The sequence below is a fragment of the Oceanobacillus halophilus genome (genome assembly GCF_003628505.1).
Taxonomy (GTDB): Bacteria; Bacillota; Bacilli; order Bacillales; family Amphibacillaceae; genus Oceanobacillus; species Oceanobacillus halophilus.
This window is the reverse complement of sequence record NZ_RBZP01000002.1, coordinates 248390-263549: the sequence shown is the minus strand read 5'-3', so window position 1 is coordinate 263549 and position 15160 is coordinate 248390. Positions and strand designations below refer to the sequence as shown.

13 protein-coding genes are annotated in these 15160 nt (G+C 38.2%); all 13 read left to right on the top strand.

Annotated features, from left to right (window positions below; genetic code table 11):
• Nucleotides 1–418 precede the first annotated feature (418 nt).
• The gene (gene ilvB, locus D8M06_RS05245) at nt 419–2149 is read left to right on the top strand and encodes a biosynthetic-type acetolactate synthase large subunit (RefSeq protein WP_121203305.1); all 1731 of its coding nucleotides are present in this window, start codon (nt 419–421) and stop codon (nt 2147–2149) included.
• A complete protein-coding gene (ilvN, locus tag D8M06_RS05240; protein WP_121203304.1) occupies nt 2146–2664 on the top strand; it encodes an acetolactate synthase small subunit in 519 nt (172 codons plus the stop codon). The genes ilvB and ilvN overlap by 4 nt, the downstream gene beginning before the upstream one ends.
• Before the next feature lie 50 nt (nt 2665–2714).
• Entirely contained in the window at nt 2715–3749 is a 1035-nt protein-coding gene (ilvC, locus tag D8M06_RS05235; RefSeq protein WP_121203303.1) for a ketol-acid reductoisomerase, read from the top strand.
• Nucleotides 3736–5280, top strand: a complete 1545-nt coding sequence (locus D8M06_RS05230) for a 2-isopropylmalate synthase (RefSeq protein WP_121203302.1) — start codon at nt 3736–3738, stop codon at nt 5278–5280. Before ilvC ends, D8M06_RS05230 begins: the two co-directional genes overlap by 14 nt.
• A 114-nt stretch (nt 5281–5394) precedes the next feature.
• The gene (leuB, locus tag D8M06_RS05225) at nt 5395–6501 is read left to right on the top strand and encodes a 3-isopropylmalate dehydrogenase (protein WP_121203301.1); all 1107 of its coding nucleotides are present in this window, start codon (nt 5395–5397) and stop codon (nt 6499–6501) included.
• 14 nt (nt 6502–6515) lie between these two features.
• Nucleotides 6516–7925: a 3-isopropylmalate dehydratase large subunit gene (gene leuC / locus D8M06_RS05220; RefSeq protein ID WP_121203300.1), complete on the top strand. Its 1410-nt coding sequence runs from the start codon at nt 6516–6518 to the stop codon at nt 7923–7925.
• An 11-nt stretch (nt 7926–7936) separates the two neighbouring features.
• On the top strand, nt 7937–8515 hold the full coding sequence (gene leuD, locus D8M06_RS05215) for a 3-isopropylmalate dehydratase small subunit (protein WP_121203299.1): 579 nt from the start codon (nt 7937–7939) through the stop codon (nt 8513–8515).
• A 115-nt stretch (nt 8516–8630) separates the two neighbouring features.
• Nucleotides 8631–9590 carry a threonine ammonia-lyase gene (ilvA, locus tag D8M06_RS05210; RefSeq protein WP_241558840.1) on the top strand — a complete coding sequence of 320 codons (960 nt, stop codon included), beginning with the start codon at nt 8631–8633 and terminating at the stop codon, nt 9588–9590.
• Nucleotides 9591–9756: 166 nt separating this feature from the next.
• Nucleotides 9757–10224: a hypothetical protein gene (locus D8M06_RS05205; protein WP_241558838.1), complete on the top strand. Its 468-nt coding sequence runs from the start codon at nt 9757–9759 to the stop codon at nt 10222–10224.
• Between the two features lie 1035 nt (nt 10225–11259).
• Nucleotides 11260–12276, top strand: a complete 1017-nt coding sequence (locus tag D8M06_RS05200; RefSeq protein ID WP_121203297.1) for an ABC transporter ATP-binding protein — start codon at nt 11260–11262, stop codon at nt 12274–12276.
• Nucleotides 12257–13189, top strand: a complete 933-nt coding sequence (locus D8M06_RS05195; RefSeq protein ID WP_121203296.1) for an ABC transporter ATP-binding protein — start codon at nt 12257–12259, stop codon at nt 13187–13189. The genes D8M06_RS05200 and D8M06_RS05195 overlap by 20 nt, the downstream gene beginning before the upstream one ends.
• Before the next feature lie 6 nt (nt 13190–13195).
• Entirely contained in the window at nt 13196–14158 is a 963-nt protein-coding gene (gene opp4B / locus D8M06_RS05190; RefSeq protein ID WP_121203295.1) for an oligopeptide ABC transporter permease, read from the top strand.
• Nucleotides 14159–14188: 30 nt separating this feature from the next.
• Nucleotides 14189–15094 carry an ABC transporter permease gene (locus tag D8M06_RS05185; protein WP_121203294.1) on the top strand — a complete coding sequence of 302 codons (906 nt, stop codon included), beginning with the start codon at nt 14189–14191 and terminating at the stop codon, nt 15092–15094.
• The last annotated feature ends 66 nt before the right edge of the window (nt 15095–15160 follow it).

Genomic DNA, 15160 nt, shown 5'->3' with positions numbered 1-15160 from the left:
AATGGAAGCATATACGGTGTATTCACAGAGATCTAGGGTTGCTGGAAGCCTAGAAATACACTTTGTTTCTATCTCTTCCCTGAGTGCCGTACTGAACATGTTAATTAGTAGGTATGGTCAGGTATAATCACATTACCTGTTATCAAAATAGACTGGTGAACAGTCTGTGAGGTAGTATTCGTGAGAGTGCTATGAAACTGGGTGGTACCGTGAAAAGAGGCTCTTTTCTCCCCAATAATCTCTGCAATCGTGCAGACTTATTTAGGGAGGAAAGAGCCTCTTTTCTATATGTATCTGCTTTCTGAGAAGTAGAATTATAATCATATAAGTATAACGGCATTCGGACAGAATACCGAAAGTTGTTTTACTATATATCCAATTTTTTAATACAGAAAATTTTTAGAGGAGGTAAGTAGTAGTGAAAGTTGAGGCAAAGCTGAAGGAGCAAGCAGCAGAAAAAACACTGACAACTGGTGCAGATGTCTTCATACGTTCATTGGTAGACGAAGATGTTGATACCGTATTTGGATATCCAGGGGGGGCTGTCTTACCAATTTATGATGCACTGCACCGCGCAAAAGCACCTTTTCAACATATACTCTGCAGGCACGAACAAGGCTTAATCCATGCAGCTGAAGGTTATGCTAGAGTAACAGGAAAACCTGGTGTCGTCATCGCAACTTCGGGTCCAGGTGCAACAAATTTAGTTACTGGTATCACAGATGCGATGATGGATTCTTTACCAGTCGTTATCTTTACTGGCCAAGTTGCAACAGGAGTAATTGGAACGGATGCATTTCAGGAAGCTGATGTAATTGGGATTACAACACCAATTACGAAACACAATTACCAGGTAACCGATGTAAAGGAGTTACCAAGAATTGTGAAGGAAGCTTTCCATATAGCTTCAACAGGGCGTCCAGGGCCAGTAGTAGTTGATATTCCTAAAAATATCGCAAATGAAATGGCAACAGGCGAATTGGATAAAGAGTTTTATTTGCCTGGGTATCAGCCAACTATTAAGCCTAATCCACTACAGATAAGAAAACTAGCAGATGCTTTGAGTCGTTCCAAACGACCACTACTACTTTCAGGAGCTGGTGTTTTATTTGCAAAAGCTTCGGAGGAATTGAAATTATTTGCTGAAAAATATCAGCTTCCAGTAACTACTACGTTGTTAGGTTTAGGAAGTTTTCCTGGTACGAATGAGCTTTCGTTAGGTATGGCAGGAATGCACGGAACTTATGCAGCAAACATGGGAATATATGAGTGTGACTTATTAATAAACATTGGTGCTAGATTTGACGACCGTTTAACAGGGGCAATTAAACATTTCGCACCTGATGCTAAAGTAGCGCATATTGATATCGATCCAGCTGAAATAGGGAAAAACATAACGACCAATATTCCGGTAGTTGGAGATGCCAAAGAGGCATTAAAAGCATTATTAGAAAATGAAGTAGAAGTTACCAATCATGATAAGTGGTGTGAGAAAGTATTCTCCAATAAAAGCAATTATCCACTATGGTATGAACGATCCAATGACCTGATTTCTCCACAATGGTTACTTGAACAGGTTTATCAAGCGTCAAAAGGAGAAGCGGTCGTCACAACAGATGTCGGTCAGCATCAAATGTGGGCAGCTCAATTTTATCAATTTGATCGTCCAGATCGTTGGGTTACCTCAGGTGGCCTTGGAACGATGGGATTCGGATTTCCAGCAGCGATTGGTGCACAATTAGGAAAACCTACTGAGTTAGTTGTATCGATTGTTGGAGATGGAGGTTTTCAAATGACACTCCAGGAACTAGCGGTACTTAAACAATGGAATTTGCCAGTAAAAGTGATCATTGTGAACAACGAAGCATTGGGCATGGTTAGGCAATGGCAGGAAAAATTCTACGATGAGAGATATTCAGAAACCCTATTATCTGAAAATCCTGATTTCGTGAAACTGGCAGAAAGTTATGGAATCCGAGCTCTTAAAGTAGATAACGAAGAGGATGTACCAGCCTTGCTTGAAGATGTATTTTCTTACGACGGTCCAGTAGTTGTGGATTGTCGAGTAGTAAAAAAAGATTGTGTCTATCCGATGGTAGCACCTGGAACAGGAAATCATGAAATGATCGGGGTGACAAAAACGAAATGAAGCGCATTATAACAGCAGCTGTACAAAATCGAAGTGGAGTACTCAATCGCATTACCGGAATGTTATCCAAACGGGCTTTTAATATAGAAAGCATTTCAGTCGGTACATCGGAAACAGAGGGCATTTCAAAAATGACTTTTGTTGTTGAAATTAGCGATAGTCAAAAGCTAGAACAGTTAACCAAACAACTAAATAAACAAATAGATGTCTTAAAGGTTTCGGACATCACTGATAAAGCAATGGTGGCAAGGGAATTAGCCTTGATAAAAGTTGGTAGTACTGGACAGAACCGAGCTGAAATTCAGGGAGTGATCCAACCGTTTCGAGCAAGCGTCATTGATGTTAGTAAAGATAGCCTGATTATTCAAGTAACAGGAAAACCGGATAAAGTTGATGCATTAATTAATTTATTGAAACCATATGGAATTAAAGAACTAACTAGAACAGGTGTGACAGCTTTCCAAAGAGGTCAGCAGCCACAGCCAGTTCAAGAAGTAAACACACTATTAATCTAATAAACAATAAATCAATCAATTATTATACAAAATGGAGAGGGAGATTAATTATGACAAAAGTATTATATAACAATGACATTCAAAAAGAGGTATTACAAGGAAAGAAAATCGCCATCATCGGATATGGTTCCCAAGGCCATGCACATGCACGAAATTTACGTGAAAGTGGATATGAAGTAACAGTAGGATTACGTCCTGGTAAATCACAGGAGAAAGCTGTAGAAGACGGATTCGAAGCTCAATCTGTAGCAGAGGCAGTAAGCGGAGCAGATGTGACAATGGTATTACTTCCGGATGAAAACCAACCAAAAGTTTATGAAGAAAGCATTAAACCGAATTTGAAACCTGGAAGTGCTTTAGCTTTCGCACACGGTTTTAACATTCATTTTAACCAAGTAGTACCTCCTGAAAATGTAGATGTATTCTTAGTAGCACCTAAAGGCCCTGGTCACTTAGTAAGAAGAACCTATGAAGAAGGTGCTGGTGTTCCTGCACTTTATGGTATCTATCAAGATGTTACTGGAAATGCCAAAGAAGTGGCGTTAGCTTATGCATATGGAATTGGAGCTGCTAGAGCCGGTGTATTGGAAACAACATTCCAGGAAGAAACAGAAACAGATCTATTTGGAGAGCAAGCGGTACTTTGTGGCGGTGTATCAAGCCTTGTAAAAGCAGGTTTTGAAACATTAACAGAAGCTGGATACCAACCTGAAGTTGCCTATTTTGAGTGTTTACATGAACTGAAATTGATTGTTGATTTGATGTATGAAGGTGGATTAGAGAACATGCGCTATTCTATCTCTGATACAGCACAATGGGGTGACTTTGTATCAGGTCCACGCGTCGTAAATGAAGAAACAAAAGCACGTATGAAAGAAGTTTTAGAAGATGTTCAAAATGGTAAATTTGCTAAAGGTTGGATCTTAGAAAACCAAGCAGGCCGTCCACAATTCAATGCAATTAACAATCAAGAATATAAACATCCAATCACTAAAGTTGGGAAAGAATTACGTGCATTGATGCCTTTCGTAAAAGATCCAATTCAAAATAAAGAAAAGGAAGGGAAAGTCCATGTCACGAATTAAAATTTATGATACAACGCTTCGGGATGGGGAACAATCACCTGGTGTAAACCTTAATAAACTAGAAAAACTAGAAATTGCTAAACAGCTAGAACGTTTAGGTGTAGACATTATGGAGGCGGGGTTTCCTGCTTCCTCTGAAGGTGATTTTAAAGCTGTTAAATTAATCGCTGATACGATTAAGGATACGTCGGTTACTGCGTTAGCAAGAACGACTAAGTCGGATATAGATACGGCCTGGGAAGCGTTGAAGGGTGCTGCGGAACCAAGATTGCATCTATTCCTTGCAACATCTCCAATTCATATGAAGTATAAATTGCTTATGACTCCAGAACAAGTTGTTGAACAATCCGTGAACATGGTTAAATATGCAAAACAAAAATTTCCACAAATTGAATGGTCAGCAGAAGATGCTACACGTTCTGATTGGGATTTCTTGGCACAAATTATTGAGAAAGTAATTGATGCAGGAGCGACAGTAATAAATCTACCTGATACCACTGGATATAGTACTCCAGCAGAGTATGGAAGAATGTTCCATTTTATCCGTGAAACAGTTCCTAATATTGATAAAGTAAGTCTTTCTTGTCATTGTCATAATGACCTAGGAATGGCGGTGGCTAATTCTATTTCTGCGGTGGAAAATGGTGTAACGCAAGTAGAAGGAACGATTAATGGAATAGGTGAACGTGCTGGTAATGCTGCACTAGAAGAAGTGGCTGTGGCACTTAAGATTAGATCAGATTTCTATCCATATGAAACAGGTCTTAAATTAAATGAAATTAAGCGTTCCAGTGATCTGATTGCTAAACTTACTGGAATGTATGTCCAAGCAAATAAAGCGGTTATCGGAAGAAATGCCTATGCGCATGAATCCGGCATACACCAGGATGGTGTCCTAAAAAATACTGAAACCTATGAAATTATTACACCGGAATTGGTGGGAGTTAGCTCTAATACACTATTTCTTGGAAAACATTCAGGACGTCATGCCTTTAAAGATAAGGTACTTGAATTTGGTATAGAACTAACAGATGAGCAGATTAAAGACGCTTTTAAACAATTTAAACAACTGACGGATCATAAAAAAGAAGTTACAGATGATGATATTTACACGATCATTATGGAAATCAAGACGGAGGCTTCTGCAGTAAGTAAGTATCAGTTAGAAACCTTCCAAGTACATTACGGATCATCTGATATACCGACTGCAACAGTTTCCCTTCAAACACCTGATGGTAACACCGTACAGACTGCTCGTACTGGAAAGGGAAGTGTAGAAGCTCTTTATAATACAATTTCTTCCTTGATTTCGGAAGAATTAAAGCTATTGGACTACCAAATTAACTCCGTTGGTGGTGGGAAAGATGCACTAGCTGAATCCCATGTACAACTATCTGTTAATGGAGAAATAATGAACGGCCGCGGAGCAGCACAAGACGTAATTGAAGCATCAGCTAATGCTTATATCAATGCAGTTAATCGTTACATTATTAAACAACAGTCTGTAAAACAAAAAGAAGTAGTTAAATAAAAAATTAGGGAAGGTTCAGGCAGCCATCCAGAGCGTATTTCCGGAGTGAATAAACACTCCATACCAATTAGTTTCGTATCCTAAGATATTAAAACATAAAAAGGGGGGCATCTGATGAAAAAGCAAATTATTCTTCTTCCGGGGGACGGGATTGGGAGAGAAATTATCCATTCAGCGAAAGTAGTTTTAAATGCTATTGCAAGTGAATATAATCATGAGTTCACTTTTCACCAGCATGCCATTGGTGGGGACGCCATAGACAACTATGGCGTCCCTCTTCCAGAGGATACAGTCAAGGCATGTCATAATGCAGATGCTGTTCTATTAGGAGCAGTAGGTGGACCAAAATGGGATCAGGTTCCAGCGAACATCAGACCAGAAAAAGGACTATTAGGAATCCGTAAAGAGTTAGGTTTATTTGCTAACTTGCGCCCAGTGAAAGGATTTAAATCATTGCTTCATGCATCTCCATTAAAACAGGAAATTATCGAAGGAAGCGATATTTTAATTATTCGTGAATTAACGGGTGGACTTTATTTTGGTCAACCGAGTGAACGTCGGAATAATGGTAATTCAGTTGTCGACACGCTCTCCTATACTCGAGAAGAGATGGAGAGAATTATAGACAAGGGCTTTCAAAGTGCGAGAATCCGTAAGAAACATTTAACATCCGTCGATAAAGCAAATGTTTTAGAATCAAGCAGACTATGGCGTGAAGTGGTTGAAGAAAAAGCGAAAGATTATCCGGATGTAACAGTAGAGCATTTACTTGTAGATGCAGCTGCGATGAAGTTAATTACAAATCCAAGTCAATTTGATGTCATTGTGACGGAGAATCTATTCGGGGATATTTTGAGTGATGAAGCATCTGTGCTTACAGGGTCATTGGGAATGCTTCCTTCTGCAAGTATCCGAACAGATGGCGTAGGATTATACGAACCTGTTCATGGCTCTGCACCAGATATTGCTGGGAAAGGTATTGCAAACCCATTAGGAATGATTTTATCTGCTGCACTTATGTTGCGTCATTCATTTGGTTTAGATGAAGAAGCATCAGATATTGAAAAAGCTGTAAATGAATGCCTGGAGCAAGGATATCATACAGCAGACTTAAGAATTGCAGGAGGAACCCAGGTTGGTACGGAAGAGATGACTAATCTAGTACTGGAAAATTTAACAACTAAAAGTATATCTGATTGTATTTGTAACTCGTATGTATGATTGGAGGGGAGAATATGGGAAATCCAAAAACAATTATTGAAAAAATTTGGGAAAAACATGTTGTTCATAGTGAAGAGGGAAAACCAGATTTAATTTATATTGATCAGCACTTAGTTCACGAAGTAACTTCCCCACAGGCCTTTGAAGGATTAAGGTTAAATAACCGAAAAGTCCGCAGACCAGATTTAACCTATGCAACAATGGATCACAATGTACCTACTAAAAATAGAGATGTTGTAAAAGATGAAATTTCGAGAAAGCAAATGGAAACGTTGCGTAAAAATTGCGAAGACTTTGGCATTAAATTAGCTGATATGTTTCATCCAGATCAAGGAATCGTACACGTTATTGGCCCACAGCTTGGTTTAACACAACCAGGCAAGACAATTGTATGTGGGGATAGTCACACATCAACACATGGCGCGTTTGGTGCACTTGCATTTGGAATTGGAACAAGTGAGGTAGAGCATGTTCTTGCCACACAAACCCTTATGCAAGAACGTCCAAAAACACTAAATGTTAAGGTAGAGGGAGACTTAGGCCCAGGTGTAACTGCGAAGGACTTAATTTTGGCTATTATTTCTAAGTTCGGTGTAAGGTTTGGGACTGGATATGTGATGGAATATACTGGCGAAGCAATTCATAAACTTCCTATGGAAGGACGCATGACCATTTGTAATATGTCTATTGAAGGTGGGGCAAGAGCAGGCCTAATTAGTCCTGATGAAACAACGGTCGAATACCTAAGAGGCAGAGAATATGTTCCTGAAGGAGAGGCATTCGAGAAGAAAGCGGAAGAATGGCTTGCCCTAGCAACTGATGATGGTGCTGTTTATGATCGAACGGTCGTTATTGACGCGAGCGAGGTAGAACCACAAGTATCTTGGGGAACGAATCCTAGTATGTGTGTTCCTGTTGGTGGAAATACCCCAAGTCTTGATGAAGTTGAGCACAAAGAAGATGTGCAAAGAGCACTTGAATACATGGGATTGCAAGAAAACCAACCAATTACTTCCATTGAAGTAGACCATGTGTTCATAGGTTCATGTACGAATTCCAGATTAAGAGATTTACAGAAGGCTGCAGAAATTATAAATGGAAGAAAAGTAAAAAGCGGTGTAAAAGCCATTGTCGTACCGGGTTCTTTTAGTGTCAAACTGGAAGCTGAAAAACTTGGACTCGACGAAATCTTTAAGGAAGCAGGCTTTGAGTGGCGTGATTCTGGCTGCAGTATGTGCTTAGGAATGAATGATGATATTGTACCAGCTGGTGGACGTTGTGCATCTACGTCTAACCGCAACTTTGAGGGAAGACAGGGTAACGGTGCCCGTACACATCTTGTTAGTCCAGAGATGGCAGCAGCTGCAGCAGTTGAAGGACATTTTGTAGATGTCCGCAAATTCAAATCTGGTGTACTAAACTAGGGGGTGGAAATATGGAAGCAATCAAAGAACATAAAGGACTTGTCTTTCCTCTGAATCGTACCAATGTAGATACAGATCAAATTATTCCAAAACAGTTTTTAAAACGAATTGAGCGAACCGGGTTTGGCCAGTTTGTATTTTATAATTGGCGTTTTGATGATAGTGGCAATAAACGAGAGGATTTTGATTTAAACAAAACACAGTTCGAAGGTGCATCCATTTTACTTGCAGGAGAAAATTTTGGGTGTGGTTCCTCCCGTGAACATGCACCATGGGCACTGCTTGATTATGGGTTTAAAGTGATAATCGCACCAAGTTTTGCCGATATTTTTTATAGTAACGCTTTGAAAAATGGTATCATTTTGATTAAAATGGAAGAAAGTCAAATAATGGAATGGATGAAGCAAGCCGAAGATGGTACATTTCATCTTTCTGTTAATTTGAAAAAGCAAGAAATACAGGATGAAGAGGGCAAAGTAGTGGATTTTGATATTCCATCCTACCATAAAGAAAAATTGCTTAATGGCTGGGATGATATTGCATTAACTTTGCTTTTAGAAGATAAGATACAAGCGTATGAAAAAGCGTGAAAAATTTAAACGTTAAAAAATGACCATCCTGATTTTTTAACAACTTTTATTTAAGGAGTGTGACTCAATTGGGGATTGCCTAAAAGGTGAGTTAGTCCATAACGCCTGGAAGCGTTTGGCACATATTGTTCACCGAACACCATTATTAACATCAGCAACAACAAATAATTTAGTTGGAAAACACGTTTATTTTAAAATGGAAAACCAGCAAAAAACTGGTGCATTTAAATTTCGTGGAGCGAGCTTTAAGTTAATGCAGTTAAAAAAAGCTCAATTAAGAAAAGGTGTAATAACGGCTTCTGCTGGAAATCATGCACAGGGAGTCGCTCTTGCCGCAAGTAAATTGGGGGCTAAAGCTACCATTTTCATGGCAGAAGGAACACCATTAGCGAAAGTTAATGCTACAAGAAATTACGGTGCTGATGTTGTACTTATTGGAGAGAGTTTTCAAGAAGCGTACGAAGCTTCCCTAGAACAGCAAAAGAAAAGCGGTGCAGTTTATATCCATCCGTTTGACGATTATGATATCATGACAGGCCAGGGGACAATGGTTATGGAAATGCTTCGTCAAGAAGACCGAATGGATACAATACTTGTACCAATCGGTGGTGGAGGTCTAATTAGCGGAATTGCCGTTGCTGCAAAACATGTCAATCGAAACATAAAGGTGATCGGTGTTCAAGCAAGCGGTGCACCTGCTATCTATGAAAGCTATCACAGTAATTCTGTGAAAAAATTAGATACAGTATCCACCATTGCAGAAGGTATTGCTGTGAAGCAACCGGGTGAATTAACCCTACCTATTATCAAGAGTTATGTAGATGATATTGTAACAGTTACAGATGAAGAAATAGCCTCAGCTATCGTTTATATGCTCGAACGTAATAAAACGCTAATGGAAGGTGCTGGTGCAGCTGCATTAGCCGCTTTATTTGCACATAACGATAAAATAAGTTCCAGGCATTGTGGAGTGATAGTAAGTGGGGGGAATATTGATATAGGAACCATGTCAAAAATCCAAGAACTTGCTAATAAACTCAATCCTATTGATACAAAGGCTTCCATTGCATTGTAATATGTTAGAAGTGAGACTCACTACCGATATTCGGTAGTGAGTTTTTTAATGTTATTAAAACGAAAATTACACACATATTGCACTTTTATAAAATGCGTAGAGTCCTATAATAACTTGGTCATTTTTATCATAAGATGAAGTAGCAGCTAAAAAGGGAGCTGAGAATATGCATGAGGCAAACCTAAGAAAAAAGATGTTATTTTTTGTGATAATTTTGACCTTTCTGGCTCTTACCGTATTTCTATTTTCTTTATTCTTTTCATCATCCAAAAGACAGGCGAAAGAGGTTGTGGAACAATTTTATACGTATGAACAACAGGGGCTTTATTCTGAATCATGGGAGTTGTTTCATCCGTATATGCAAGAAAAATTTTCTAAAGGACATTATTTAGAAGATCGCCCACATGTCTTTATGAACCACTTTGGAGTATCCACATTTTCCTATTCCATTGGAGATATAAAAAAAGTTGAAAATTGGATGATGGAAGACGGTCAAGAACCAATGGATATTGCTTATAAGATCTCGGTTTACCAGGGATTCCTAGGAAAATATGGAAAGTTTACAATTAGTCAAAATGTATTTGTTACCGAATATGAAGATAATTGGAGGATACTTTGGGATTATTCTAGTTAAAAATGGCCTTTTAAAAGATTTTGTTACTTTTTTACCTTACATTTTATATAGACTGTTGATATCTTTAATTCAGAATAGTGCTTATTATCCGCTACGGAAATACACTACGCTTTCCGCGGGGAGCTGGTGAGCCTCCTTCGTGCTGACGCACTCAGCAGTCTCACCGATGCTCTTCTTCCCGCAGGACAAGGAACGCTTCGGCAGCGAAACATCGCACGCAGAAAAAAGTGGTCTTCTTTTTTCAAGGAGTCTCCGTGTATTTCCTCCGCTAAATTCCTGCCCTACTTGATTTTAAGTAAATAAATTTATTTTATACGAGGAACAACTATCCCAAACGTGACATTATGGACTTTAGCTATAAAAATTCCTAGGCCACTTAACATAGCGGAGTCAGAATACGTAGACTCCTTGAAAATAAAGGGCGATTTTCTTCGTGCGATGCGTCGCTGACGTAGTCTTCCTTGTCCTGCGGGAAAAGCACGAGTCTAGACCTGAGCAGCGGCGCTTTTTCCGCGAGGAGGCTGAAGCCGTGCCCGCGAACCGCAAGTATTCTGTCGGAGCGAATGATAACACAAAACTTTCATTAGTGTAAGCGAGAGCTAACTAATCTGAATTAAATAAATCAGGAATCTCTTTCAACTGTAAAACTTCAAAAAGCAACAAACTAAACGAAAAGAGCCAAAATAAAAGGCTTCATTTTTGACTGAAATTACTAGATACCATGGGCTATTTATTTGTAAAACGAGAAAACCACTTATTGTCAAACTTACAAATTTAAAAAGATATATACATTTTCTGAAAATGTCAACATATAATCACTTATAAATAATTACTATAAAATTAAAAATTCCTTACGATTATATTTCATATTAAACACAACAATCCTCACTATAATTATGCAAGCAGGTCAGATAATCGTGAAAATTCATGAAGGGTAATGTTTTTTTACAATTAAATTTCAGATTATTTAGAAATTAATATGAACGGCCCTTAGGAAAAAGGTCAGTCCAAATAATATTCACTAGGGGGATTACGTTGGGTGATAAATTACTAGAAATAAAAAATTTAATAACATCATTTCGAATCGGTGATCATTATTATGCAGCTGTAGATAATGTTTCCTTAACAGTAAACAAAAATGAAGTACTCGGAATCGTTGGGGAATCCGGGTCCGGAAAAAGTGCACTGGCATTTTCAGTTATGGGCTTACATACAAAAGCTAAAATTGAAGGAAGTATCCTTTTTAATGGGAAAGATATCGTTAGTTTACCGAAATCTGAGTTAAATGGGTTACGCGGTGATGATATGTCGATGATTTTCCAAGATCCTCTAACAGCCTTAAATCCACTGATGGAAATTGGGGCACAAATTAGCGAAACGTTAATTTTACACAGACCGCAAATGTCTCTAAAAGAACGTAAAGACCACGTTATTGAGCTTCTAAATATGGTTGGAATTCCACGACCAGAATATGTATATGAACAATTCCCACATGAATTATCTGGGGGTATGAGGCAACGCGTTATTATTGCGATTGCTATTGCCAATCGGCCTGAATTATTAATAGCTGATGAACCAACAACAGCGCTGGATGTTACGATTCAGGCACAGATATTAGATTTAGTTAGAAAACTGAAAAGTGAAATGGGTTCCGGGGTTATATTGATTACGCATGATTTAGGTGTTGTAGCTGAAATGGCTGATAGAGTTGCCGTTATGTATGCTGGTCAAGTAGTAGAAATAGCAGATGTTCAGACATTATTTAACAATCCAAAACATCCTTATACAAGGTCACTGCTAAATTCAGTACCAGCTGAAGGGCAGGATAAGCTTCATGTTATACAAGGTATTGTCCCTGCATTGCAGAACTTGCCACGTGAAGGCTGTCGGTTTGCAGAAAGGATTCCTTGGATAGAGTCAAATACACATGAAAAGGATCCTGTTTTACATGAAATCTCTCCTGGACATTTTGTACGATGCACCTGCTATAAGCATTTTTACTTCCCAGAAGAACCAAAGGAGGCGAAGGTCTATGGCAATACTAGAGGTTGAAGACCTAAAAATATATTTTCCCATTAAAGCAGGAATATTTAATCGTACAGTAGATCATATTAAAGCAGTTGATGGAGTCTCCTTTGCTATTGAGGAAGGAAAAACTTATGGACTTGTTGGTGAATCTGGATCGGGAAAAACGACAACAGGAAGAGGGATTATCGGACTAGAACATATCACAGCAGGATCTGTCAAATTTAATGGGAAAGATATAACAAATAAAAAGAAAAAGACTAAAGCTATAAGCCGAGATATTCAAATGATTTTTCAAGATCCATACTCGTCATTGAATCCACGGAAACGTGTACGGGATATTATTGCAGAACCATTACGAAACTATGAAAATCTTACGAAACAAGAAGAAAAAAAACGCGTTCAAGAGCTGCTAGAACTTGTGGGATTAAGCCCAGAAAGTATTTTGAAATATCCACATGAGTTCTCGGGCGGACAAAGACAGCGCATTGGAATTGCAAGGGCGATTGCGCTTAAGCCAAAATTAATCATTGCGGATGAACCAGTATCTGCACTGGATGTTTCGGTTCAGGCTCAAGTTTTAAATTTTATGCAAGATATCCAGAAGGAATTAGGACTAACTTACTTATTCATTAGTCATGACCTTGGTATTGTTAAGCATATGTGTGATGATATTGCAATTATGTATAAAGGAAGATACGTAGAACAAGGAACGAAGGAAGAAATCTTCAATCATCCACAGCATATATACACGAAGCGTTTAGTCTCTGCTATTCCTGATATAGATCCTAGTAATCGAGAAAAACTATTTCAATTTCGCCAGGAAGTACAGGAGGAATATGATGAGTCCTATAATGAGTACTTTGATAGTGAGGGCTTGGCGTATAGTTTGAAGCCTATATCTGAAACACACCTAGTAGCTCTTCCGGAGAAAGGTTGATAGATTATGTGGAAATTTATTGTCAGAAGACTGATTATTACATTCCCTCAATTAATTGTACTAAGTATCATCATATTTTTAATGGCTCAAGCGATGCCGGGAGATGCATTAACGGGGCTGGTAGATCCAAATATTGATAGAGCTGCGATTGAAGAGCAACGTGAAAAGTTAGGATTAAATGACCCATGGCATATCAAATATGTAGATTGGATTTCTGGAATCTTTCAAGGAGATTTAGGACAATCCTTTCGTTATAAAATGGAAGTCACTGAGTTAGTTGAACAGCGAATGATTAATACATTTTGGCTTTCTGTGGCTACATTAATTTTTACTTATATCATAGCGGTTCCCTTAGGTATTATCAGTGGGCGCTACAATGATACCTTACTTGATTCATCTATTACTGGTTACACTTATATAGGTTTTGCCACACCATTATTTATATTTGCATTAGTTATGTTATGGATATTTGGATATCAGTTACAATGGTTTCCTACAGGCGGAAGCGTTGCGCCGGGCACAGAGCCTGGCACAATAGACTATGTCATGAGTAAAATTAACCATTTATTATTGCCAGCATTATCAATAGCTTTAATTCAAACCGTATCCACTGTTCAGTATCTGCGAAGTGAAATAGTTGATACAAAACAAAGAGATTTCGTTATTACGGCTAGAGCAAAAGGTGCTTCCGAGTCCAGAGTTTATAATAGACATATTTTAAGAAACTCATTACTTCCAATAGCAGCTTTTTTTGGATATGAAATTACAATGCTCATTACAGGAACTATCTTTGTTGAACAAATCTTTAGTTTCCCAGGGATGGGACAGTTATTTATAGAATCTGTCTTACAACGAGACTTCAGTGTAGTAAATGCAGTTGTATTATTATTTGGGGCGGCAGCTATTTTAGGCGCATTAATTTCAGATATTATCTTAAGTGTTGTTGACCCGCGTATACGTATTAAGTAAGAAACACGACAGACTCTCTGAGGTGAAAAAATGGAAATGAACAATATGAATATGTCGAGTCAGCAAGATTCAGCTAAAAGTCCATCCGGGTTAAAGATATTGTGGAGGGAACTAGTAAGAGATAAGTTGGCGCTTGTGTCTCTCATTCTATTAATCTTAATAATCGTATTTGTGTATGGTGTCTCTTTCATCATGGATGAGAAAGAAATAGTAAAAGTAGATCTTTTTGCAATCCACGAACCACCATCAGAAGAATTTATTCTAGGAACTGACTATGGTGGTCGTGATGTGTTTGGACAATTAATTATTGGTACACGAAATTCACTTTCTATTGGTTTTATCGTTACATTGTTAAGTGGGATGATTGGAATAACATTTGGATTGATTGCCGGCTTTTTTGGCGGGCATATAGACAATGTTCTGATGCGAATATTAGACTTTTTTCAAGTATTGCCTTTTATTATGCTTGTTATTGTATTTGTTTCTATTGTTCCTAACTATACAATACTAGCTTTTTCTTTAATCTTTACGGCATTCAGCTGGATGGGAATTGCCAGGCTGATAAGGTCAAAAGCGCTACAAGAGAAAGAACTCGATTATGTGCAAGCATCGAGAACATTAGGTACATCTAATTTTAAAATTATATTCAGAGAAGTCATGCCTAATATAAGTTCCTTAATAATTGTAACATTGACATTAAATTTGGCATCTAACATAGGATTAGAATCAGGACTTTCCTTTTTAGGATTTGGTTTTCCTGAGAGTACGCCAAGTCTCGGTACTCTATTAAGTTATGCTACGAATCCACAGACGCTCGAACATCGATGGTGGATTTGGGTGCCTGCAGCAGTAATGATTCTAGTATTGATGCTTGCTGTAAGAAACGTAGGAGAAGCGTTAAGGCGTGCTACTGATGCAAGACAGAGAAGGGGATAGTAGGGTTGTGATATTCTATTCATTACTTCCATCATTCAATTTGATTGATGTTAGTATATATAATCA